At 35.9% G+C, this 22,868-nt stretch carries 22 protein-coding genes; 20 read left to right on the plus strand and 2 right to left on the minus strand.

The window, feature by feature from the left end; genetic code table 11:
* The 9 genes from aroE (at position 1) to B2C77_RS10095 (ending at position 7,113) form a co-directional block, all read left to right on the plus strand.
* Complete coding sequence (aroE, locus tag B2C77_RS10055) at positions 1-843, plus strand: shikimate dehydrogenase (RefSeq protein ID WP_414930278.1); 843 nt, start codon at positions 1-3, stop codon at positions 841-843.
* A 1-nt stretch (position 844) separates the two neighbouring features.
* Positions 845-1,135 (plus strand): ribosome assembly RNA-binding protein YhbY, encoded by a 291-nt coding sequence (gene yhbY, locus B2C77_RS10060; protein ID WP_077703489.1) that lies wholly within the window; start codon positions 845-847, stop codon positions 1,133-1,135.
* A gap of 11 nt (positions 1,136-1,146) precedes the next feature.
* Positions 1,147-1,713 carry a nicotinate-nucleotide adenylyltransferase gene (locus B2C77_RS10065; protein WP_077703490.1) on the plus strand — a complete coding sequence of 189 codons (567 nt, stop codon included), beginning with the start codon at positions 1,147-1,149 and terminating at the stop codon, positions 1,711-1,713.
* Entirely contained in the window at positions 1,703-2,278 is a 576-nt protein-coding gene (yqeK, locus tag B2C77_RS10070; protein WP_073004524.1) for a bis(5'-nucleosyl)-tetraphosphatase (symmetrical) YqeK, read from the plus strand. The genes B2C77_RS10065 and yqeK overlap by 11 nt, the downstream gene beginning before the upstream one ends.
* Complete coding sequence (rsfS, locus tag B2C77_RS10075; protein WP_077703491.1) at positions 2,278-2,634, plus strand: ribosome silencing factor; 357 nt, start codon at positions 2,278-2,280, stop codon at positions 2,632-2,634. The genes yqeK and rsfS overlap by 1 nt, the downstream gene beginning before the upstream one ends.
* Positions 2,635-2,636: 2 nt before the next feature.
* On the plus strand, positions 2,637-3,383 hold the full coding sequence (locus B2C77_RS10080) for a class I SAM-dependent DNA methyltransferase (protein ID WP_077703492.1): 747 nt from the start codon (positions 2,637-2,639) through the stop codon (positions 3,381-3,383).
* 192 nt (positions 3,384-3,575) lie between these two features.
* Positions 3,576-4,184: a ComEA family DNA-binding protein gene (locus tag B2C77_RS10085; protein WP_077703493.1), complete on the plus strand. Its 609-nt coding sequence runs from the start codon at positions 3,576-3,578 to the stop codon at positions 4,182-4,184.
* 77 nt (positions 4,185-4,261) lie between these two features.
* The gene (locus B2C77_RS10090; protein WP_077703494.1) at positions 4,262-4,840 is read left to right on the plus strand and encodes a ComE operon protein 2; all 579 of its coding nucleotides are present in this window, start codon (positions 4,262-4,264) and stop codon (positions 4,838-4,840) included.
* Between the two features lie 2 nt (positions 4,841-4,842).
* On the plus strand, positions 4,843-7,113 hold the full coding sequence (locus B2C77_RS10095) for a DNA internalization-related competence protein ComEC/Rec2 (RefSeq protein ID WP_077703495.1): 2,271 nt from the start codon (positions 4,843-4,845) through the stop codon (positions 7,111-7,113).
* Between the two features lie 212 nt (positions 7,114-7,325).
* Here B2C77_RS10095 and B2C77_RS10100 read toward each other — a convergent pair whose 3' ends face one another.
* Positions 7,326-7,460 carry a YqzM family protein gene (locus B2C77_RS10100; protein ID WP_072740890.1) on the minus strand — a complete coding sequence of 45 codons (135 nt, stop codon included), beginning with the start codon at positions 7,458-7,460 and terminating at the stop codon, positions 7,326-7,328.
* Between the two features lie 522 nt (positions 7,461-7,982).
* On the opposite strand from B2C77_RS10100, the gene holA reads away from it, so the two are divergent.
* Positions 7,983-9,008 (plus strand): DNA polymerase III subunit delta, encoded by a 1,026-nt coding sequence (gene holA / locus B2C77_RS10105; RefSeq protein ID WP_077703496.1) that lies wholly within the window; start codon positions 7,983-7,985, stop codon positions 9,006-9,008.
* 155 nt (positions 9,009-9,163) lie between these two features.
* Here the strand turns inward: holA and rpsT are convergent, their stop codons facing one another.
* Positions 9,164-9,430, minus strand: a complete 267-nt coding sequence (rpsT, locus tag B2C77_RS10110; protein ID WP_077703497.1) for a 30S ribosomal protein S20 — start codon at positions 9,428-9,430, stop codon at positions 9,164-9,166.
* Between the two features lie 357 nt (positions 9,431-9,787).
* On the opposite strand from rpsT, the gene gpr reads away from it, so the two are divergent.
* From gpr to prmA, 10 genes are all read left to right on the plus strand, one after another.
* A complete protein-coding gene (gene gpr / locus B2C77_RS10115) occupies positions 9,788-10,825 on the plus strand; it encodes a GPR endopeptidase (RefSeq protein ID WP_217697399.1) in 1,038 nt (345 codons plus the stop codon).
* 404 nt (positions 10,826-11,229) lie between these two features.
* Entirely contained in the window at positions 11,230-12,393 is a 1,164-nt protein-coding gene (gene spoIIP / locus B2C77_RS10120; protein WP_077703498.1) for a stage II sporulation protein P, read from the plus strand.
* Between the two features lie 13 nt (positions 12,394-12,406).
* Entirely contained in the window at positions 12,407-12,718 is a 312-nt protein-coding gene (locus B2C77_RS10125) for a hypothetical protein (protein WP_077703499.1), read from the plus strand.
* A 451-nt stretch (positions 12,719-13,169) separates the two neighbouring features.
* Positions 13,170-14,978 (plus strand): translation elongation factor 4, encoded by a 1,809-nt coding sequence (lepA, locus tag B2C77_RS10130; RefSeq protein WP_077703500.1) that lies wholly within the window; start codon positions 13,170-13,172, stop codon positions 14,976-14,978.
* A gap of 187 nt (positions 14,979-15,165) precedes the next feature.
* The gene (gene hemW / locus B2C77_RS10135; RefSeq protein ID WP_077703501.1) at positions 15,166-16,317 is read left to right on the plus strand and encodes a radical SAM family heme chaperone HemW; all 1,152 of its coding nucleotides are present in this window, start codon (positions 15,166-15,168) and stop codon (positions 16,315-16,317) included.
* 293 nt (positions 16,318-16,610) lie between these two features.
* Positions 16,611-17,642, plus strand: a complete 1,032-nt coding sequence (hrcA, locus tag B2C77_RS10140; RefSeq protein ID WP_077703502.1) for a heat-inducible transcriptional repressor HrcA — start codon at positions 16,611-16,613, stop codon at positions 17,640-17,642.
* A gap of 178 nt (positions 17,643-17,820) precedes the next feature.
* The gene (gene grpE / locus B2C77_RS10145) at positions 17,821-18,432 is read left to right on the plus strand and encodes a nucleotide exchange factor GrpE (RefSeq protein ID WP_077703503.1); all 612 of its coding nucleotides are present in this window, start codon (positions 17,821-17,823) and stop codon (positions 18,430-18,432) included.
* Positions 18,433-18,461: 29 nt separating this feature from the next.
* Entirely contained in the window at positions 18,462-20,303 is a 1,842-nt protein-coding gene (gene dnaK / locus B2C77_RS10150; RefSeq protein WP_077703504.1) for a molecular chaperone DnaK, read from the plus strand.
* 192 nt (positions 20,304-20,495) lie between these two features.
* On the plus strand, positions 20,496-21,623 hold the full coding sequence (gene dnaJ / locus B2C77_RS10155; RefSeq protein WP_077703505.1) for a molecular chaperone DnaJ: 1,128 nt from the start codon (positions 20,496-20,498) through the stop codon (positions 21,621-21,623).
* Positions 21,624-21,917: 294 nt separating this feature from the next.
* A complete protein-coding gene (gene prmA, locus B2C77_RS10160) occupies positions 21,918-22,865 on the plus strand; it encodes a 50S ribosomal protein L11 methyltransferase (RefSeq protein WP_077703506.1) in 948 nt (315 codons plus the stop codon).
* The last annotated feature ends 3 nt before the right edge of the window (positions 22,866-22,868 follow it).

Consider the following 22,868-nt stretch of genomic DNA (forward strand, 5'->3'; position numbering starts at 1 on the left):
GTGGCATACATGTTTGGGTTAATTGGTTATCCTATTAAACACTCGCAATCGCCATGGATTCATGAGCAATTTATGAAAACAACGGGAGTGGAAGGGGATTACTGTATCTATGAAGTAACTCCAGAAGATTCTTTTGAGGCATTTATGGGACAGCTTCAATCGTCTAGTGTAGACGGTTTTAATATAACAGTACCATACAAGGAGAAAATTATCTCTTATTTAGATGATATTGATCCTGTAGCTTTAAAAATTGGAGCAGTCAATACGGTGGTGAATAGGAATGGTAAGTGGATTGGTTATAATACGGACGGCAAGGGGTATGTTCGTTCTTTAAATTCCAAGTTTCCTAACTTATTGCAAAAAGCCACTAAACGAGCGCTTATTCTTGGTGCTGGTGGTGCTGCTAAAGGGATTTTTGCAGCGCTTGAAGAGGTGGGTTTTAAAAGAATAGATATAGCTAATCGAACGAAAGAAAAAGCGGTAATGATTTGTGGGCGACACAAACATCAGTCACAAGCATATTCCTTTGAGGATGTGGAACAGCGTTTGCATGACTATGATATTGTCATTCAAACAACTTCTGTAGGAATGAAACCGCATGTTGATCAATCTGTTTTATCAGATGATACAAACTTTTCGCCTGTACCAATTTACAGTGATATCGTATATCAACCGATCAGAACGAATTTTTTACAGAAAGCAGAACAAAGTGGTGCACAAATTCACTATGGACACACAATGCTTCTCTACCAAGCGCAATATGCTTTTGAATTATGGACAGGTCGAAAACCAAATATAGGGCAAATGGATGAAGAATTAAAACAGATTTTGAAAGGAAGATAACATGCTAACTGGAAAACAGAAACGATTCTTACGAGCAAGAGCAAATCAAATAAAACCTATTTTTCAGGTTGGTAAGACAGGCGTAAATGAAAATATGGTTACACAAATTACAGATGCTTTAGAAAAAAGGGAACTATTGAAAGTAAGTATTTTACAAAACTGTTTAGAGGACAAAACAGTTGTTTCTGAACAATTAGCGGAAGGAACAGGTGCTGAGGTTGTGCAAATTATTGGAAATAATATTGTCCTTTATAAAGAGTCAACAGAAAACAAGCACATTGTATTACCATAAAGGATGAGATTATGAAACGCATAGGATTATTAGGAGGTACATTTGATCCACCTCATATTGGTCATTTAATCATTGCAGAAGAGGTGCGCTTCGCTTTAGATTTAGAGGAGGTTTGGTTTATCCCTTCTTATACGCCACCTCATAAAAGCAATGTAAAAACGAAGCCAGAACATCGACTGAAAATGATTAGACTTGCTATACAAGGCAATCCTTATTTTAAAGTGGATACAATTGAGTTAGACCGGACTGGGAAATCTTATACCATTGATACGATAAAAGAGCTAAGAAAACGCCACTCTGATAAGAAATTTTATTTTATTATTGGTGGAGATATGGTTGAATATTTACCTAATTGGTATCAAATAGAGGAATTAAAAAATCTGGTAACTTTTGTTGGAGTTAAACGCTCTAATTTTTCAACCGAAAGTGCGTTTCCTGTTTTTATCGTAGATATTCCTTTAATAGAAATTTCTTCAACTGTTCTACGTAAAAGGTGTTTAGAAGGAACTTCCGTACAATATTGGTTGCCACATTCTGTTCATCAGTATATAAAGGAGCATCATTTATATGGACATTGAATTAGCGAAAGAGAAAGTAAAACCCCACTTAACAAAAGAACGATATGAACATTCCTTACGAGTTGCTGAAACAGCTAAAATGTTAGCGGATCGATCTGGTGAAGATGTACGTAAGTTGGAGTTAGCAGGTGTATTGCATGATTATGCAAAGTACCGCCCTCAAGAAGAATTAGCACGCTGGATTAAGTCATCTACATTACCGAAAGATTTGCTTGCATTTCATCATGAGCTTTGGCATGGACCAGTTGGTGCACTTTTAATTGAAAAAGAGCTTGGCATAAAGGATAAAGTAATACAAGGAGCCATAAGGTATCATACTACTGGAGCGGCAAATATGAACAAGTTTGAAATGATTATTTTTTTAGCGGATTACATAGAACCAGGAAGAAGCTTTCCAGGAGTGAATGAAGTGAGGAAAGTAGCAGAAAATAATCTACAACAAGCATGCTGGATGGCCTTATCCAATACAATTCATTTTCTAGTTGGAAAAGGAGCTACAGTATATCCAGATACATTTTATGCGTATAATTACTTAACGAGATTGGGTTATGGAGGTATTGTTTAATGCAAAATGAACGAGTTGTACAATTAGCAGCGCACGCATGTGACGATAAGCGAGCAGAAAATATTATAGCATTGGATATGAACGGTGTTTCTTTAATAGCAGATTATTTTTTAATCTGTCATGGGAATAACGAACGGCAAGTGCAAGCAATTGCGAGGGGAATTAAAGAAAAAATGGAAGAACATAATATCCCTGTTTACCGGCTGGAAGGATTTGAACAAGCTAGGTGGATTCTTGTAGATGTAGGTGACGTAGTTTGTCATGTTTTTCATAAAGATGAAAGAAGCTACTACAATTTGGAGCGCCTGTGGGGGGATGCTGTAACATATTCCATTGAAATGGATCAGGATGAATAGAGATGGTGTATGAAAGAATGGCTGACATCTATGACCTATTTATGGTAAACGCTCCATATGATAAATGGTTGCAATTGACAGAGCAACTCTTAGAGGGAAGAGAAATTCAATGTATAGCAGATGTAGGTTGCGGTACAGGGGAGATTACTCGGCGACTTGCGCAAGTTTATCCGCATGTAGTTGGGGTGGACTACGCAGTAGATATGTTGTCAAAGGCAGAAAGAAAGTGTAGAGATACGGGCACATCTATTCAATGGGTTTGTCAAGATGTAAGGTCACTAAACGGCATAACTGGTCTCGATGCCGTTGTTAGTTTTTGTGATGTAATTAACTATATAACAACTGAACAGGAGTTAGCACACACGTTTCAGAATATTTATGATGCGCTTAGTGAAAAAGGAGTTTTTTTATTTGATGTCCACGCATTATCGTTTGTCATGGAAAACTATATGAACGAAACGTTTGCTGATGTTACTGAAGAAGCTAGTTATATCTGGTTTTGTTTAGCGGGGGAACACATTGGTGAGATGTATCATGAGCTAACTTTTTTTTCAAAAAACGAAAAGGGTACTTACTCCCGATTTGATGAAGTTCATCATCAACGTACTTTTTCTGTAGATTTTTATAAAAAATTATTACAGCAAAAAGGCTTCCAAAATATAAAAGTGTATGGGGATTTTTCTATAAAAGCTAATAGTGTTGATGAAAACACAGCTCGAATTTTCTTTTTTGCTGAGAAGAGTAAATGAAAATGCTTTTTTTAAGCAAAGAGGAGTTTTTATAGCTGCTGTGGAAGTAAATTATACAGCAGCTATTTGCTCTAGTTTTTTATAAAAAATTGCTTATTGCCAAATCTCTATAGCGAAAAAAGCCATGGTTTAGCTTATGCTAAAAAACGCTGAGATTTTATGCTTAAGTGCAAGAAAAAGGAGTGATTCCCCTTGTACACAAATAAAGTAAAACGTATTCTTTTTATCATTGCTATTCCTATAGCAATCATTGTGGTTCTCCTAATAACGAGTGGCGAAAAAGATGAGGATGAAGCGGAAAGGAAGGTTGATGTGAATGATCAACCAATAGATCCTAGTCTCGCTTCATCTACGGAGCAAGAGAAAGGTGTTACTTCTTCCATATATGTTGATATTAAGGGAGAAGTAAAGAACCCGGGAGTTTATGAGATGGATGCGGAAGAACGTGTCATTGATGCTATTGAAACTGCAGGCGGATTTACAAACAATGCAAATGAGTCTCTTGTGAATTTAGCCCAAAAAGTTCATGATGAAATGGTTATTGATGTATTGCCCGTTGGCGACAATGGAACACCAGCTTTAACAAATAGGCAACATACGGATACTTCTAAAATTAGAATTAATCAAGCTACTGTTGAGGAGATTGAAGCCTTAAATGGAATTGGGCCAGCAAAAGCAGAAGCAATTGTGCAATACCGAGACGAAAATGGTCATTTTCAACAAATTGAAGATTTATTAGAAGTTTCTGGGATTGGCGAGAAAACATTAGAGTCACTTGAAGATGATATTCAAGTACCATAGCAACTATGAAAATAATCCTATGCTAAATTAGCATTTAGTAGAAATTTATTAAAACAGAAAATAAAGGGGAGATAGGAATGGAACGCATTTCATGGGACCAATATTTTATGGCACAAAGCCATTTATTGGCTCTTCGTAGTACGTGTACAAGACTTATGGTCGGTGCCACAATTGTAAGAGATAAACGAATAATAGCTGGCGGTTATAATGGCAGTGTGTCAGGGAGTGTCCATTGTATTGATGACGGCTGTTACGTAATTGATGGACATTGTGTGAGAACGATTCATGCTGAAGCAAATGCATTACTACAATGCGCAAAGTTTGGCGTTCCTACAGATGGTGCTGATATTTATGTCACTCATTTTCCGTGCTTACAATGCTGTAAACAGTTAATACAAGCAGGTATACAAACAGTAATTTATGCAAAGGATTATCATAATCATCCATACGCTGTTTCTCTATTTTCGGAAGCGGGCATAAAAACAAAAAAAGTAGAACTTGATGATGTTAAGGTTGATACGAATTACATGGAAAAACAAGTATTTGTAAAACAACTCCTTCAAAAAATGGAAAAAGGAGTGCTAGAAGCTGATGAGTTAAGAAACTTAAAAGAAGATGCTGTGCGTCTGTTTCATTTAGATGTGCAAGGAGATTAAATGTGAGTGGGTATTGGCATTTTATTGCATCTGCTGCTTTGGTAAGTATGCTGGCCAAGTTAACGAATTTGCACAGTCTTGCTTTTATTCTATTTATGGTATGGATAAGTTATTTATTCTACAAGAAGCGGATAGCCATCCTCTCTGTGATGCTATCCATTCTATCTCTTCTCTTTTTCCACTTTTATCTTCCAGAACTCCCTAATCATAACAATATCTCTCCTCCTAATGGTCCAACAACAATATCTGGCACGATTATAAGTTCTGTTGAAAAGTCTCCTTCTCGCCTTACTTTTACGATCCTTAATAAACAAACAGATGAAAAAATCGCAGTCGCCTACTTTTCAGACGAGGAGATCGATTATAACGAAGCTATACGGTATGGCTCTGCATGTTCATTTACTGCAGAATGGAACGTACCGGACGCTGCTACAAATCCGGGACAATTTGACTATCGTATGTATTTATTATCACAAGAAATAAAGTTTGAAGCAATATTAACCGACATCGATTCATTAAAATGTATAAGTAAAACAGGTTTAATGCAGGAACTTAAAGGAGTTAGACATAAAGTACTGGGATATATAGATAGGCGTTTAACCAATGAAACAGCTGGTTGGATGCGAGCACTTGTGCTTGGAGATGATTCCTATGTAAGTGAAGACACCGTAGAATTGTTTGAACGTTGGGGGATGAGTCACTTACTTGCCATTTCTGGTTTACATGTGGGGATTGTAGTTGGGCTAGTATATTTTTTGTTAATTAAATTAAACCTACTCACGAAGGAGTGGGCGCAGTGGGTTATCCTTGTATTTTTACCTTTGTATGCTATTCTTGCTGGTGGAGCGCCTTCCGTTTTACGGGCGAGCTTAATGGCTTGCATGGGTATTATCCTACATAAAACAGGCTGGAAATGGAATGTTACAGATGTTTTAAGTTTGATATTTTTGTTTTTGCTTGTTACAGATAAATATATGATGTATCAAGTTGGCTTTCAGCTCTCCTTTGCAGTAACGTTTGCTTTGCTATTGTCCAAACAAATATTGTTACAGTCGAAGAGCCGCTTTGCTCAAGTGTTATATATTAGCTTTATTGCTCAAATTGCCATTTTACCAATTCAATTTTATTACTTCTCTTTATTTCAGCCTGCTTCCGTATTTGTTAATTTGCTTATGGTTCCGTATTACTCCGCTTTTGTAATCCCTATCATGTTTTTTATGCTTATTTTGCTACCTTTCCCTTGGATTTCTTTGTTGGATACTTGGTTTTTAAACATTCACGAATTAGCGATGCAAATAGTTTATTGGTTTGATGAATATGTATATTATCCTATGGTGAGCGGTCCATTACCTTGGATAATAGTGCTTACCTATTACGTCTTGCTATTTCGTTTTATGCAATTATGGGAGAAAGGAAAATTAAAACAAGCTTTTAGTTTTGCGGTAATGCTTGTTTTGGTATTAACGCTAAATGGTTTACGTCCTTATTTATCACCATATGGGACAGTTACGATGCTAGATATTGGGCAAGGTGATGCATTTGTTGTTGAATTGCCTTATCGTAAAGGAACGATATTTATTGATGCGGGATCGTCTTTTTCATTTCAAGAACAAGCACCTTCTGATCGGGTACATGATCAGATTATAAAGCCATATTTATATTCTCGAGGAATTCAGCAATTAGATGCTATCATCTTAACCCACGATGATACAGATCATATTGGAAGTGTGTCTTACCTACTGGAAGATTTTGCAGTAAATACGGTTGTAGTCAGTCCTTTTTTTAGTACAAAGGGGTTGTACCTGCTGCAACTCACAGAGGAAGTGGACTTAGCCACTATAAAAGGAAATTCAAAAGTGACTATCGCTGATCATTTGTTTAATGTTCTGGCTCCAATTCAAGATAACAATGATACAAATGGAAACTCCATTGTATTGCATACAACGTTGGGAGGAAGAGAATGGTTATTTACTGGTGATATTTCAAAAAAAGAAGAAAAGAAGTTAGTGAAACAATATCCAAATTTGTCTGTAGATGTTTTAAAAATTGCTCATCATGGCAGTGACTCTTCCACGGATAAACAATTTCTTTCACAACTTTCACCAGAGATTGCTTTGATTTCTGTAGGAAGGGACAATCTTTACGGACATCCTCATCAAGACGTGATGCAAAGACTTAAAGAACAAGGAGTAACAATATTGCGGACAGATTTACATGGCGCTGTTCAATATCGATTCAAAGGGAAGGAAAGTTATTTTATGATTAGAAAATAACGTAAACCTTGAAGTAACAATATCTTCCATCAACATATTAGGTATGAAGAACGAAATAACATGCAATAGCATATACTTTATTAGGTTAGCAAAAGCGTTTGGTTAGAAGCACATAAATGTATTGTTAGCATGCTGTATGATAAACCACTCTCCTATAGTAAAATAAAAAAGAGACTGTAAACAGTCTCTCTTTATGTAAGCTACTTATTACATTAAGATCCAAGCACACTAATGGTTACCCCGATTGCAAAAATTAACAAAAAGAATACAAATGAAAATGTAAAGCCTTTAATGTTATCAACGACGTCATTTGTTTTAGACTGAATGTCTTTTTCAAATTCGTTCATGTTAACCCCTCCCATATCACCAATAGTATAAGCCAAATCATTTAAAAAATCCAGTTTTCATTTATTGTACCATATAAACGTTTTCATACCAAAACTAGAAAGACTTAACATCCATAATTTATAACAGAAAGGACATGATAGAAATAAGTCAAATATCGTTTAGTGAATAGTTCCTAGGGCTTTTCGCTAAGCGTTTATATAGATTAGGGAGGGAATGCCTTTGTTTATTTGTAAGCATCCCTCTCTGTTGTTTTTTATGCTCCACATAAGCTGATATCGGAACGTTTAAACAAGTTGGAAAAGTCAGATGAGATTTGAGTTTTGCCGTAATTACGGCTTGTGCTAGTAATGAATGTGGAAGAAGAGAATCCTTATTGTTGTAAAGTATGCAAACGAAAAAAATCGCTATAGTTTGTGCTAGTATGTGGTTTCACGAATAGCGCTTTTCTATGTTTAGTCTTGCCATTCTCACTCAGACGATTTACCATGGTGTAAGATAGGTTTAAAAGATGGAGTGAAAATATGGATTACATAGAAGTAGTCAAACAATTAAATAAGAAACAGCTAGCACCTCTATATTTATTTTATGGAACTGAATCCTTTTTTATACAACAATTAAAAAATAAATTAAAACGAGTTACAATTAACGATGATATAGATAATTTAACCGTGTATGATTTAGATGAAACTCCTATTGAAGATGTGATTTCTGATGTGGAAACCTTTCCCTTTTTTGGTGAACGCAAATTAATTATTGCGAACAACGCTTCATTTTTAACAGCAAAACAAGGAAAAAATGCAGTGGAACATCAGTTGGAAATTCTGGAAACGTACTTATCAAATCCTGTAGATTATTCTATTTTACTAATTATTGCTCCATATGAGAAGTTAGATGAAAGGAAAAAAATAACAAAATTATTAAAAAAGCAGGCAACAGTTGCTCATTGTAGAGAAGTAAAAGAGTATGAATTACGAAAATGGATGAAACAACTGGCAGATCAACTGAAAATTGAGATAACAGACGAAGTATATGATATGCTCGAATCAGAAATTTCAACCAATCTTCATCTTTTGGAAAGCGAATTACATAAATTTTCTTTGTATGTCGGAGAAGGCGGGCTGGTGACCAAAGAAATTGCTAATCAATTATTGTCTCATACTGCTACAAGCTCATCGCTTCGATTGGCGGATGCAGTTATGAAACGGGATTTAGCTCAGGCAATTGAAATCTATAAAGATTTAGAAAAGCAAAAAGAAGAACCAATCGCTTTGGTAGGTTTGCTCGCATTTCAGTTTCGCATCTTGTTAAGAGTGAAGCTTTTAAAACAGAAAGGCTATACGCAGGGCCAGATGGTAAAACAACTTGGTGCCCATCCATATGTAATTAAATTAGCTTTAGAACGTGAAGCAAAATTCACAGTAAGAGCGCTACACTATTTTATGAACCAGCTTGCAGAAGCGGATAGTGTAATGAAGCAGGGTGGTATGGAAAAAGATGTAGCATTTGAAATGCTTTTATATCAATTAGTGAAACGAAATGGTGCTTAAAAACATCGTAATAATAGGGTATATAGCTTAGAACAACTTGGCTATCGCTAAGTTGTTAAGGCAATAGCTGTAGTTTTGCTTTTACTGTAATCCATAAAATTTTATACTTTCTTATAGTGTAAATTAAAAACGATCCATAGCGGATCGTTTTTTTGTTATGCGCCAAGCTGGTTAATTTTGTTAGCTAGCCGTGATTTTTGACGGTTTCCGAAATTTTGATGAACGACGCCTTTTTGTACAGCTTTATCAATTGCTTTTTTAGCTACGTTGTAAGCGATGCTTGCATTTTCTTTATCTTTTGCTTCAATTAACTTTTCAACATGTTTGATATGAGAACGCATAGCTGATTTTTGTGTATTATTATTTGAACGCTTTTTTCTATTTGTATCAACACGTTTAATTGCAGATTTAATGTTTGCCATTGACTTCACCTCCTAAAACTTCACCTTCATCGATTATATCTCGGGTTTATAATCCAAAAACAAATCGTTATGTGACTCTATGTTTTTGTCTATCGACAAAAGTCATTTTACCAAAGCAAGCGCATGTTTTCAAGTAACCTCTACACTTGAGTACGATTTTATTGTTTAAAAAGTGCTGTTTTTTTCATTTTCTTAGTCAATTTACCTAATTTATTATGATATTGCTGCATGTATGAGTTTTATCTTATTGTTTACACTAAAAACAAAAATGGATAAAGGGTGATTGTCTTGGGGCAACGGAATAAGCACATAGTACCTTACCAAGTAAGGACAGATTTAGCAGTAGAAGCAAAAGATATGTATGTAGAGAAGCGAGAGCAAACGGAAAAGTCATTAAAAGGTGTGAATATTAAAGAAAAAGAGAAAGATGGTGTAAAAGTTTCTTACGTAAATATTGATCAAACGGGTGCTAAAATGCTGCAAAAAAAACCTGGAACGTATATTACGATTTATGCAGATGGGGTAAAACGTCAAGATACAGATAGGCAACACTTGGCAGCTCAAGTTTTAGCAGAGGAACTAGAGGAACTTCTAAGTGCAAATGGAATTTCCCCAGATGCTAAAGGACTTATTGTTGGTCTAGGTAATTGGAATGTAACTCCTGATGCACTTGGTCCAATGACAGTAGAGAAGGTTTTGGTTACAAGTCATTTGTTTCGTCTAGAGCACGAGACAGTTTCAAGTGGGTATCGATCAACGGCAGCAGTTACACCAGGGGTTATGGGAGTAACAGGAATTGAAACAAGCAATATTATTTTCGGTATTGTGGAAAAGTTTGAACCAGATTTTGTTATTTGTGTGGATGCACTCGCTTCACGATCGATAGAAAGGGTGAATGAGACCATTCAATTGTCTAATACAGGCATACACCCAGGATCCGGTGTAGGAAATAAGCGTAAAGAAATTAGCTATGAAACATTAGGAATACCTGTTATGGCAATCGGCGTTCCTACTGTCGTTGATGCAGTAACGATTGCCAGTGATACGATCGATTTTATCTTAAAACATTTTGGTAGGGAATGGCGAGAAAAAGATGCACCTTCAAAAGCTTTAACTCCGGCTGGTCTAGCATTTGGCGACCGTAGTTTAAGTGATGATGATATGCCGGAAAAAGAAAAGCGTGAGACATTTCTTGGAGTAGTAGGTGGTCTTGAAAATGAAGAAAAAAGACAGTTTATCTCAGAGGTGCTTACTCCTTTAGGGCATAATTTAATGGTTACACCCAAAGAAGTAGATGGGTTTATGAAGGATATGGCAACTGTTCTTGCTAATGGAATAAACGCAGCACTTCATGAGAAGATCGACGTAGATAATGTTAGTGCTTATAGCAGATAGGAAAGCGAATAAATGAAATGGTTAGTTGAAATACATTGAGATAATTCTAATGAATAATATTCGATGTAATAAGCATAGAGATAGTAGATCCGAACTTTAATAACATTAAAGTTCGGATTGCTTTTGTTGTAAGAAACCATGCCTTATTGAGATTTTCTTTCTAGTATGTAGAAAAAGAGTATACATACTATTTTTAATTAGTGCCAAGTCTACGTAACAAACTGTTAGAGAGTAAATCTCAACTTATAAAAGATTTACTTTATAGAAGTGGAATTGATGGTTCTAGTTTTTGAAAACCCAACATAGAGTAAATTAGAAGATTTAATAGTTTAAGAGATCCATCTATTAAAAAGGGCTGCGTATACTTGTTAACATAGATAGCATGTAAAAGAAAGGATGAAAGCATGAGAGCAAAGGCTATACGTGTTTTTTTGCCTAAGAGTAGTGTGTATATTATTGGCTTTATATTTCTATTTTTATTTATTGCAGCGATGACAGCGATAAAACCCGCTTACAGGTTATCATCAGAAATGATAACAGAATGGACAAGTGATTTAGATAGCTCTTTCTTTTATTATTTACTGAGCAAAGAAAATCGTGCATTTGATGAAGGTTTTCCTGCTGGGAAAGGGGAGCCTGATGTAATCAATACCTTATTTCAAATGGTGACTAGTTTAAAGCCGAATGATCCGAGAAGTCTATTAAGAAATGAAGTACCGGGTTTTTCTCATTTTGATAATCGAATGGTTGTAGCTGGTCAAGGGACTGACTTTACAAATTTCCCTATAGAATCATCGCCTCCTTTGAAAGAAGTTTTAAAAGAAAGGCAAGCCATAATAGAGGGTAGTGAAGAAGAGGAAAAGGAAGAAGCGAAAAAAAATCAAGAGCGTAGTGAAGCTACACCGTCAACTGGGGATAGACAAGTGGTTTACGTATACAATTCACATAACAGGGAATCGTTTTTACCGCATTTACCTGGTGTGGAAGATCCAAATGAAGCACACCATAAAGAAGTAAATATAACAAAAGTGAGCAATTACCTAGCAAAATCACTAGAAGAAAACGGCATTGGGACGATAGTCGAAAACAAGGACATTATGAATGAATTAAACGAAAAAGGGTGGGGTTACGGAAAATCGTATCAAGCCTCTAGACAAGTTGTAGAGGAAGCAATAGCAAATAATAAGGACATTCAATATGCATTTGATTTACATCGGGATTCCATTGGTAGAGATAAAACGACTGCAAAAATAAATGGAAAACCTTATGCCCGTCTTATGATAGTAATTGGCGCAGAACATGCTGATTATGAAAAAAATCAGAAGCTAGCAACAAAGTTACACTATTTATTAGAAGAACGTTACCCAGGGTTAAGCAGAGGAGTGTATACCAAGAAGGGTGCAGGTACAAATGGGGTTTTCAATCAGGATTTATCGAATAATGCACTATTATTTGAATTTGGTGGCGTTGAGAATAACTTGGGCGAGCTTTATCGTTCAGCTGATGCACTCGCCGATGTATTTAGTGAAATGTTTTGGGACGCAGAGAAGGTAGATACTTCATCCTAGGAGGTGTGAAAAAATGGCTCGTGCTATTATTGTACTACTTTTATTAGCAGTTTGCTTTTTAGCAGGTGTTGTTTACGGGAATAATGGGGTTGATCAGGAAAAAGCAGATTCTATTTTTCAGGCGCAGGATGTAATAGGTTCAGATGAACTAGATAATGAAAAAGATATAAAGTCAGTTGCGGAAAGAAATCCTGAGCAACAAGTCCAACCTGATGTGCCAGCGCCATCTACCGAAAAAACGGCTTCTGTTTTAGAAGCTAGTATTACTGGCTTTTTTGAAGCAGTAGTAACAATATTGTATCAAATAGCAGAGTTGTTTTTTTAGCACTACTAGGAAAGTATGTTGCTATTATAACTACTACAATTAAATGGGGGACGCAATCAGTTGTTACATTTTTTGTAGAATTTTACGGTTTATTGTAAAACAAAACGGAGACTTTTGCCATAAAGACTTGGCGATAAGCTTCGTTTTGAATACAAATACTTCGGAAAAGGGAATATCCTGGCATTTTTTACTCGAAGTGAAATAGAAATAAGGTGTTCCTTTTTGAACTAGTAAAAAGCTATGTTTATTATTACATCTAAAAAATATGGTTTATTTTGTAAGAGTTGCAAAATTGGGAGGACCTTTGGTAATTAGTTAATAGCTTAAGCACATCATTGTTCTTGAATATCATTGTTTCTATTGCTATAATCTAACCTAGTCATTCTCGTCGATAATTAAGGTTTTCTACAAGTAAAGAGGCTGGTAGAAAAAGTAGGAGTGAACATCATTAATGGCAGAAATTCAAAGAAATGTGCGTAATTTTTCAATTATCGCTCATATTGACCATGGAAAGTCAACGTTAGCTGACCGTATTTTAGAGCGTACAAAAGCTATTACGCAACGAGAAATGAAAGATCAGCTTTTAGATGCAATGGATTTAGAGAGAGAACGTGGTATTACCATTAAATTAAATGCTGTACAACTGAATTATCAAAGTAATGCTGGAGAAGAATACCTTTTTCATTTAATTGACACACCTGGTCATGTTGATTTTACATATGAAGTATCCAGAAGTCTTGCTGCTTGTGAAGGTGCTATTCTAGTTGTGGATGCAGCGCAAGGAATTGAAGCACAAACACTAGCTAACGTATATTTGGCGTTGGATAACGATTTGGAAATCATACCCGTAATTAATAAAATTGATTTACCAAGCGCAGATCCAGAAAGGGTGAAACAAGAGCTTGAAGATGTTATAGGTATTGATAAAGATGATGTTATTTTAGCTTCTGCGAAAGCGAATATAGGAATTGATGAAATTTTAGAACGTGTTATTGAGGCAATCCCTGCACCTGAAGGCGATCCAGAAGAACCACTTAAAGCATTGATTTTTGATTCTATGTATGACCCGTATCGGGGAGTTATAGCGTATGTTTGTATTAAAGAAGGCTCTTTGAAGGTTGGCGATAAAATCAAGATGATGGCCACTGGAAAGGAATTCGAAGTGAATGAATTAGGTGTTTTTAGACCAAAACCAGTAAATAAAGACGAATTGATTGTTGGAGATGTAGGATACTTAACTGCTTCCATAAAAAATGTAGGGGATTCACGAGTTGGTGATACGGTTACATTAGTAGATCGCCCAGCTAAAGAACCATTGCCTGGATATAAACGCTTAAATCCAATGGTCTTTTGTGGATTGTACCCTGTAGATTCCAAGAACTATAATGACTTACGAGAAGCGTTAGAACGTTTAGAATTAAACGACTCGTCCCTGCAATATGAAGCTGAAACATCGCAAGCACTAGGTTTTGGTTTTCGTTGCGGATTTTTAGGGCTATTGCATATGGAAATCATTCAAGAGCGCATTGAAAGAGAATTTAACATTAGTCTAATTACTACGGCTCCAAGTGTTATTTATGAAGTGGAGCAAACGGATGGGACAACAATTAACGTTGATAATCCAGCGTTTATGCCGGACCCACAACAAATTAAAGAAGTAAGAGAGCCATATGTGAAAGCAACGATAATGGTTCCAAACGAATATGTCGGTTCTGTTATGGAAATTGCTCAAAAAAAGCGCGGTCAATTTATGGATATGGAATATTTAGATGATATTCGTGTTAATGTTATTTACCATATTCCGTTATCAGAGATTGTGTATGATTTCTTTGACCAATTAAAATCGCAAACGAAAGGCTATGCTTCATTTGATTATGACTTAATTGGTTATCAGGCATCCAAGCTAGTTAAAATGGATATTTTATTAAATGGGGATACGATTGATGCACTATCGTTTATTGTTCACAGGGACTTTGCTTATGAACGCGGTAAGCATATTGTAGACAAATTAAAAGATCTTATCCCTAGACAGCAATTTGAAGTCCCGGTACAAGCGGCAATTGGTAACAAAATCATTGCTAGATCTACCATTAAAGCAATGCGGAAAAATGTCTTATCCAAGTGTTATGGCGGGGATATTTCCAGAAAGAGGAAACTATTGGAGAAACAAAAAGAAGGAAAAAGACGGATGAAGATGGTTGGTTCTGTTGAAGTACCTCAAGAAGCATTTATGGCTGTTTTGGAAATGGATGATAATTAAATAAATTTACGTTCTACTGCTGTATTGTAATTATTGTGAAGCGTTGGCGGTAGAACGTTTTTTATCGTTTTTATTGCTAGTTCGATTGAAGAATTCGCACTATGTTAGAAATAAAATCATAGTAACGCATATTTAGCTCAATTTTCATGTAAGCAATGCTATTTTGATTTTAAAGAAGGAGCATTTTATGATACCGATACATTCTGTCTATATCCATATCCCATTTTGCCAACAAATATGTCATTACTGTGATTTTACGAAGTTTTTTTATAATGAACAATTGGCAAATGATTATGTTGATGCGTTAAAAAAAGAAATGTCTACCTACGTTCCTGAAAAAGAAAAGAAAGTAAAGACGATTTTTATCGGAGGTGGAACTCCTACTGCTTTAACCGTTCCACAGTTAGAGGCTGTTCTCCGTCATATTGCAGAAACATTCGATCTTCATGAATGTGAAGAGTTTACCATTGAAGCAAACCCTGGAGATTTCAGCAAGGAGAAGGTTGCTTTGCTAAGTACCTATGGGGTGAATCGAGTTTCACTTGGTGTCCAAGTGTTTGATAATGAGATGTTAAAGACACTTGGAAGAATTCACACTGTAAAAGATGTGTACGATACCGTCTCATTATTACAAGATTATGGAATTCATAACATCAGTACTGACTTGATATATGCACTTCCGAATCAAACAGTTGCCCATTTTAAAGACTCATTAACAAAGGCCATGAACTTAGATTTGCCACATCTTTCAACATATGCTTTGCAAATTGAACCTAAAACGGTTTTTTATCAGCGTTATAAAAAAGGCAATCTCCCTCGACCACCTCAAGAAGACGAGGTAAAAATGTATGATATTTTAAAAACAACTGCGGCGAAAAACGGCTTATACCAGTATGAAATTAGTAATTTTGCTAAACAAGGTTTTGAAAGCAAACATAATTTGACATATTGGAATAATAACTTTTATTATGGGTTTGGGGCAGGAGCATACGGTTATCTACCTGGCAAGCGATATGGTAATATTCGACCTTTACCGGCTTACATTAAACAAGTTAACAATGATGGGAAACCTGTTTTACATGTAGATAAAATTGGGAAAAAAGAGCAAATAGAAGAAGAAATGTTTCTCGGTCTACGTAGAATGGAAGGGGTAAGCAAACGTCAGTTTACAGATAAATTTGGTGTATCTATGGATAAAATATATCGTCCATCTATTGAAGAACTTGTACAACGTGGATGGTTACTAGAGCGAGAAGACCAAATAGCATTATCAGAAGAAGGTAAAATAGTAGCTAATGAAGTATTTGAAAGATTTTTGTTAGACGATCTGGTTATTTGAATAGATACAAAATAGCCTGTGTAGTAAATGTATATACACAGGCTATTTATGATGAAAATGATAAGATGAAGCAAAGTTGAAGATATGTTATAGCTAAAATAATGCGTTGTATATTGGCACTGTTGTTTGTATGAGTAGTAGAAAGAGAATAATTTCCTATCTAAACATGGTTGCTTCATTAAAAAGATTTCTAATTCCTTTCATGCCATTTTATTGACAAAAAAATGTGGATTTGATAATTTATTATTAGCATTAGCACTCGAAAGCAATGAGTGCTAACAGAGGTGATCATCATGTTAACAGAAAGGCAGTTATTAATTTTACAAGTCATAATTGATGATTTCATCGAGTCGGCACATCCAGTTGGCTCACGTGCTATTGCCAAGAAAGAAGTGATTCCATATAGTGCTGCGACCATTCGTAATGAAATGGCAGATTTAGAAGATCTGGGATTTCTTGAGAAAACTCATTCTTCATCAGGACGCATTCCTTCTGAAAAAGGATATCGTTATTATGTGGACCATCTCATTTCACCAAATATCCTACATCAAGAAGGCAATGTAATTAAACACATGATTCAGGATGGTTTTTTTGAATTTGAACAAATTGTACAAATGTCTGCAGAAGTATTATCAAAGTTGACCAACTATACTTCCATCATACTGGGGCCTGAAATCTTTGAAACAAAACTGAAACAAATTCAAATTATTTCTTTGTCAGTCAATACCGCCGTAGCGATACTCGTTACAAATACAGGTCATGTAGAACATCGTGCATTTTCAATTCCAGAAGAAATAGATAGTTCAGATCTAGAGAAAATGGTAAATATTTTAAATGATCAGTTGCATGGTGTTCCAATTTTGCAGTTGGCTGAAAAATTTAATGCGGAAATTGCTGCGATGATGCAGAAGTATGTTTCCGATTTAAATAACTCCTATCAACATTTAAAGGGAGCATTCTTACAAGATCATCCTGTCAAATTATATATAGGCGGAAAATCTAATATGTTAATGCAGCCAGAGTTTAATGATGTTGATAAGATACGAGCTTTTTACTCCATGATTGAAAATGAAGATGAGATAGTGAATTTATTAAAGCAATCTAGCGAAGGCATTAAAGTATCTATCGGAAAAGAAAATGATGTTGCAGCGATAAAAGATTTAAGTTTAATTACGGCCGCTTATCATTTAGGAGAAGGGCAAATGGGGACAATCGCATTACTTGGGCCAACGAGAATGGAATATCGCAAAGTAATTTCATTATTAAGTATCCTTTCGAATGAAATGACAGACGTATTGTATACGAGGTATAAAGATGAAGATTAACTTACACGTTAGGAAGCTGTGATGGCTCTGCGTCCTTTGTATCAGTTTTTTCGCCATCAATCATTGGTGATAAGCTAAGTTGTACTAATAAAGCGTCGTCAGGAAAGAAAAAATAATGAGCCCCTATTGTTTCGTTCTAAGTCTAGAACGTGTTATAGTGTATGATGGTTAGTTTAAAATGGAGGTGTCAGGCGTGGAGGAACAGGAAAAAAATACAAATACCGCTACTGAAAATGATGATAAACAGGAAGAAGTAGTGGAAGAAGAAGCAGTGGAATCTGTAGAAGTATTAGATAAAGATGATACAGACGAAGCGAATGACAGTGACGCAGATGCAGAACTACAATCAAAATTAAAAGCACTTCAAGCAGAAAAAGAGGAACTTTATCAAAAGTTACTTCGTGTTCAAGCTGAATATGATAATTTCAAAAAGCGCACGGTCAAAGAGCGTGAAGCAGCTCGTAAATATCAATCACAGGATTTAATTCAAGAATTACTACCTGCTTTAGATAACTTCGAGCGTGCCTTACAAGTTGAAAAAACAGAAGACACTGCAAGTATAATTGATGGTATATCGATGGTTTATAAGCAAATAAAAGATGCACTAGCTTCACAAGGCGCTGAAGAAATTACAGCTGTTGGGGAAGAATTTGATCCAAATGTACATCATGCTGTTATGCAAATAGAAGCTGAAGATAAGCCATCAAATATCGTTGTAGAAGAATTGCAAAAAGGCTATAAATTAAAAGATCGTGTTATTCGACCAGCAATGGTAAAAGTAAATAAATAATCGTCTTGCTAGCTAAGGAGGAAATGACAATGAGTAAAATAATTGGTATTGACTTAGGTACAACAAACTCTTGTGTCGCAGTAATGGAAGGTGGCGAATCTGTTGTTATCCCAAACCCTGAAGGGAACCGGACAACGCCTTCTGTTGTAGCGTTTAAAAATGGGGAGAGACAAGTTGGGGAAGTTGCAAAGCGTCAGGCAATTACCAACCCAAATACTATCCAATCTATTAAACGTCATATGGGCACAGATTACAAGGTAAAAATTGAAGATAAAGAATATACACCACAAGAAGTTTCAGCTATTGTACTTCAACACCTTAAGTCTTATGCAGAAGATTATATTGGAGAAAAAGTAGAAAAGGCTGTTATTACAGTTCCAGCATACTTTAATGATGCAGAACGTCAAGCTACTAAAGATGCCGGTAAGATTGCAGGTTTGGAAGTTGAGCGGATTATTAACGAACCTACAGCAGCAGCTTTAGCATATGGAATTGATAAAGAAAATGAAGATCAAACAATTTTAGTATATGATCTAGGTGGAGGAACATTTGACGTTTCTATTTTAGATATTGGTGACGGTACATTTGAAGTTGTTTCTACAGCTGGAGATAATCGTCTAGGTGGTGACGATTTTGACCAAGTTATCATTGACCATATGGTACAAGAATTTAAGAAAGAAAATGGCATTGATTTATCCAAGGATAAAATGGCTACACAACGTTTGAAAGATGCCGCTGAAAAAGCGAAAAAAGAACTATCTGGAGTATCACAAACACAAATCTCTTTACCGTTTATTACAGCGGGTGAGGCTGGACCTCTACACTTAGAAATGACTTTAACAAGAGCGAAATTTGAAGAACTCTCTTCTGATCTTGTTGAGCGTACGATGGTTCCTACTCGCAAAGCTTTATCAGATGCAGATTACACAGCTAATGATATTGACAAAGTTATTTTAGTTGGTGGTTCTACAAGAATTCCAGCTGTTCAAGAAGCTATTAAACGTGTCATTGGTAAAGAACCATCTAAAGGGGTAAACCCAGATGAAGTTGTTGCGCTTGGTGCAGCTATTCAAGGTGGCGTTCTGCAAGGTGATGTAAAAGATGTTGTATTATTAGACGTAACGCCACTTTCTTTAGGTATTGAAACAATGGGTGGTGTAACAACTAAACTTATTGAACGAAATACAACCATTCCGACAAGTCACTCACAAGTTTTTTCAACAGCAGCTGATAACCAAACAGCCGTTGATATTCATGTATTGCAAGGTGAACGTGAGATGGCAGCTGATAACAAGACGTTGGGTCGTTTCCAATTAACTGACATTCCACCAGCACCACGTGGAGTTCCACAAATAGAAGTAACTTTTGATATTGATGCAAATGGTATTGTTAACGTCCGCGCTAAAGATTTAGGTACAAATAAAGAACAGTCTATTACCATTAAATCTTCTTCTGGTCTTTCTGATGAAGAAGTAGATAAAATGGTAAAAGAAGCGGAAGAAAATGCAGAAGAAGATAAGAAACGTCGTGAAGAAATTGAATTGCGTAATGAAGCTGATCAACTAATCTTTACAACGGATAAAACAATTAAAGATCTTGGTGATAAAGTCTCTGAGGAAGAAAAACAAAAAGCAGAAGCTGCTAAAGAAGAGTTGAAATCTGCACTTGAAGCTGATGATATGGATAAGATCAAAGAAAAGAAAGAAGCTTTACAAGAACAAGTGCAACAGCTTTCTGTTAAATTGTATGAGCAAATGGCACAAGAACAACAAGCTCAACAAGGTTCACAAGAGTCAAATAGTGGCGATGATGATGTTGTGGATGCAGAATACCAAGAAGTAGACGATGAAGAAGACAAAGATAAAAAATAAGTACGAAGAACGGAAAAATGAATGAGAGAGTAGATGTTAGCTCTACATCTATTTGGTACTATAAAAGTCAAAGTCAGGATTCTCTTGGCTTTGACTTTTTACACGTTTATCTATATGCGTATATTTGCACACGCATATAGATGATGGTAAGATAAAAGTTATGCAAAAGTGTGTAACGGGGAGAGTGATCAAGTGAGTAAACGAGACTATTATGAAATCCTTGGAGTTGAAAAAGGAGCGTCTAAGGATGAGATAAAAAAAGCGTATCGTAAATTAGCAAGAAAATACCATCCAGATGTAAATAAAGAAGCAGACGCTGCGGATAAATTTAAAGAAGCAAAAGAAGCTTATGAAGTATTAAGTGATGACCAAAAAAGATCTCAATATGATCAATTTGGTCATGCCGGACCACAAAGCCAAGGTTTTGGTGGTTTTGGCGGTGCGCAAGATTTCGGTGGTGGTTTTGGTGATATATTTGATATGTTTTTCGGTGGTGGAGGTCGAAGAAGAGACCCAAATGCCCCTCAACAAGGCGCCGATTTGCAATATACGATGCAATTAGATTTTGAAGAAGCTATTTTTGGAAAAGAAGCAGATATCACCATTCCAAAAGAGGAAACATGCGATACTTGTACAGGTACAGGAGCTAAGCCTGGAACAAAGGCAAAAACTTGTTCACATTGTAATGGATCAGGTCAATTGAATATGGAACAGAATACGCCGTTCGGTAAGGTAGTTAATCGTAGAGTGTGTCATCATTGCAATGGATCAGGTAAAATTATTCCAGACAAGTGTACTACATGTGGCGGTGCTGGAAGAGTCAAGAAACGTCGTACCATTCATATTTCAATACCAGCTGGAATAGATGAGGGGCAACAAATTCGCGTGTCAGGAAAAGGAGAAGCGGGAGTTAATGGTGGCCCTCCAGGCGATTTATTTGTTGTTGTACAAATTAAACCACATGATTTCTTCAGCAGAGAAGGCGACGATATATATTGCGAGCTACCTTTAACTTTTGCACAAGCTGCTCTTGGTGATGAAGTAGAAGTGCCAACTGTGCATGGAAAAGTGAAGCTTAAGATACCTGCTGGAACCCAATCGGGCAAAATTTTTCGTTTAAAAGGCAAAGGTGCACCAAATGTGAGGGGTTACGGTCATGGAGATCAGCATATTAAAGTGAAAATAATAACACCTACGAAATTGACAGATCGTCAAAAGGAATTATTGCGTGAATTTAATCAAATCGGTGGTAATGAAGCGGCAGATGAACAAGATAGTTCTTTATTTGAACGTTTTAAAAAGGCATTTAAAAGTGAATAGCTGTTTGCTTCCACACACTATATGTAATATAGATATGTTACATTGTAGCAGTGAAATAGTTCAAATGATGCCCAATTTATAATCAAGAAAAATACTATCATAAATGGGTAGCAAAAGGGTTAGGCAATACTGTTATTTTCAATAGGAAACGAGGCAAAAGCCTAGTTTCCTTTTAACACTATAGAAAAGTATAAATTTTTCAGGGGTATAGTATAAGCAAAACGACGGCAGTTTATCGACATAAAGACTTGATGACGAGCCTTCGTTTTTCTAATAAGAAAAGGGTGTATCCATATGAAGTGGTCAGAGCTTTGTATCCATACTACAAATGAAGCAATTGAACCAATATCGAACATTTTACATGAAAACGGAGCTAGTGGTCTGGTGATTGAAGATGCGATGGATTTAGTAAGGGAGCACACCTCCACATTTGGAGAAGTATATGAATTAGACCCAGAACAATATCCTGATGAAGGGGTTTATATAAAAGCTTATCTTCCTATGAATAGTTTTCTCGGTGAGACGGTAGAAGAAATTAAACAGGCCATAAATAATTTAATGTTATACGATATTGATTTAGGCAGAAATCAAATCACATTAAGTGAAGTTCATGAAGAAGAATGGGCAACTGCTTGGAAAAAGTATTATAAGCCTGTGAAAATATCAAAACGAATTACGATAAAACCAACGTGGGAAGCATATCAACCTGTAGATACAGATGAAATGATTATTGAATTGGATCCAGGTATGGCTTTTGGTACAGGAACCCATCCGACAACAGTACTAAGTATTCAAGCGTTGGAACAGTTCCTAAAGGAAAATGATACAGTAATAGATGTCGGTTCAGGGTCAGGTGTCTTAAGTATTACAGCTGCTTTATTAGGTGCTAACCATGTCTATGCGTATGATCTAGATGATGTTGCCGTAAATAGTACGATGTTAAACGCTAAATTAAACAATTTAGCAATGAAAATTACTGCTAAACAAAAAAATTTATTAGACCATGTTACAGTAGAAGCAGATCTGATCGTTTCTAATATCTTAGCGGAAGTAATAGTACGATTTGTTGAAAAAGCATGGAGCCAACTAAAACCTGGAGGTCATTTCATTACCTCGGGTATTACGCAGGCTAAAAAACAATTCGTCAAGGATCATTTGGAGCAGCAAGGGTTTGAAATAATTCAAACCAATGAATTAGAAGATTGGGTTTCGCTTGTTGCACGTAAACCTAGTTATGAGTAGAAG

This window comes from Virgibacillus dokdonensis (genome assembly GCF_900166595.1).
Lineage (GTDB): Bacteria > Bacillota > Bacilli > Bacillales > Amphibacillaceae > Virgibacillus > Virgibacillus dokdonensis.

Coding starts and splice junctions, on each gene's coding strand:
- hrcA (WP_077703502.1), top strand. CDS start 16,611: ATGTTAACAGAAAGGCAGTTATTAATTTTACAAGTCATAATTGATGAT.
- yhbY (WP_077703489.1), top strand. CDS start 845: ATGCTAACTGGAAAACAGAAACGATTCTTACGAGCAAGAGCAAATCAA.
- hemW (WP_077703501.1), top strand. CDS start 15,166: ATGATACCGATACATTCTGTCTATATCCATATCCCATTTTGCCAACAA.
- holA (WP_077703496.1), top strand. CDS start 7,983: ATGGATTACATAGAAGTAGTCAAACAATTAAATAAGAAACAGCTAGCA.
- B2C77_RS10080 (WP_077703492.1), top strand. CDS start 2,637: ATGGTGTATGAAAGAATGGCTGACATCTATGACCTATTTATGGTAAAC.
- grpE (WP_077703503.1), top strand. CDS start 17,821: ATGGAGGTGTCAGGCGTGGAGGAACAGGAAAAAAATACAAATACCGCT.
- B2C77_RS10125 (WP_077703499.1), top strand. CDS start 12,407: ATGGCTCGTGCTATTATTGTACTACTTTTATTAGCAGTTTGCTTTTTA.
- rpsT (WP_077703497.1), bottom strand. CDS start 9,430: ATGGCAAACATTAAATCTGCAATTAAACGTGTTGATACAAATAGAAAA.
- lepA (WP_077703500.1), top strand. CDS start 13,170: ATGGCAGAAATTCAAAGAAATGTGCGTAATTTTTCAATTATCGCTCAT.
- B2C77_RS10100 (WP_072740890.1), bottom strand. CDS start 7,460: ATGAACGAATTTGAAAAAGACATTCAGTCTAAAACAAATGACGTCGTT.
- yqeK (WP_073004524.1), top strand. CDS start 1,703: ATGGACATTGAATTAGCGAAAGAGAAAGTAAAACCCCACTTAACAAAA.
- gpr (WP_217697399.1), top strand. CDS start 9,788: ATGTATGTAGAGAAGCGAGAGCAAACGGAAAAGTCATTAAAAGGTGTG.
- B2C77_RS10090 (WP_077703494.1), top strand. CDS start 4,262: ATGGAACGCATTTCATGGGACCAATATTTTATGGCACAAAGCCATTTA.
- B2C77_RS10065 (WP_077703490.1), top strand. CDS start 1,147: ATGAAACGCATAGGATTATTAGGAGGTACATTTGATCCACCTCATATT.
- rsfS (WP_077703491.1), top strand. CDS start 2,278: ATGCAAAATGAACGAGTTGTACAATTAGCAGCGCACGCATGTGACGAT.
- prmA (WP_077703506.1), top strand. CDS start 21,918: ATGAAGTGGTCAGAGCTTTGTATCCATACTACAAATGAAGCAATTGAA.
- dnaK (WP_077703504.1), top strand. CDS start 18,462: ATGAGTAAAATAATTGGTATTGACTTAGGTACAACAAACTCTTGTGTC.
- spoIIP (WP_077703498.1), top strand. CDS start 11,230: ATGAGAGCAAAGGCTATACGTGTTTTTTTGCCTAAGAGTAGTGTGTAT.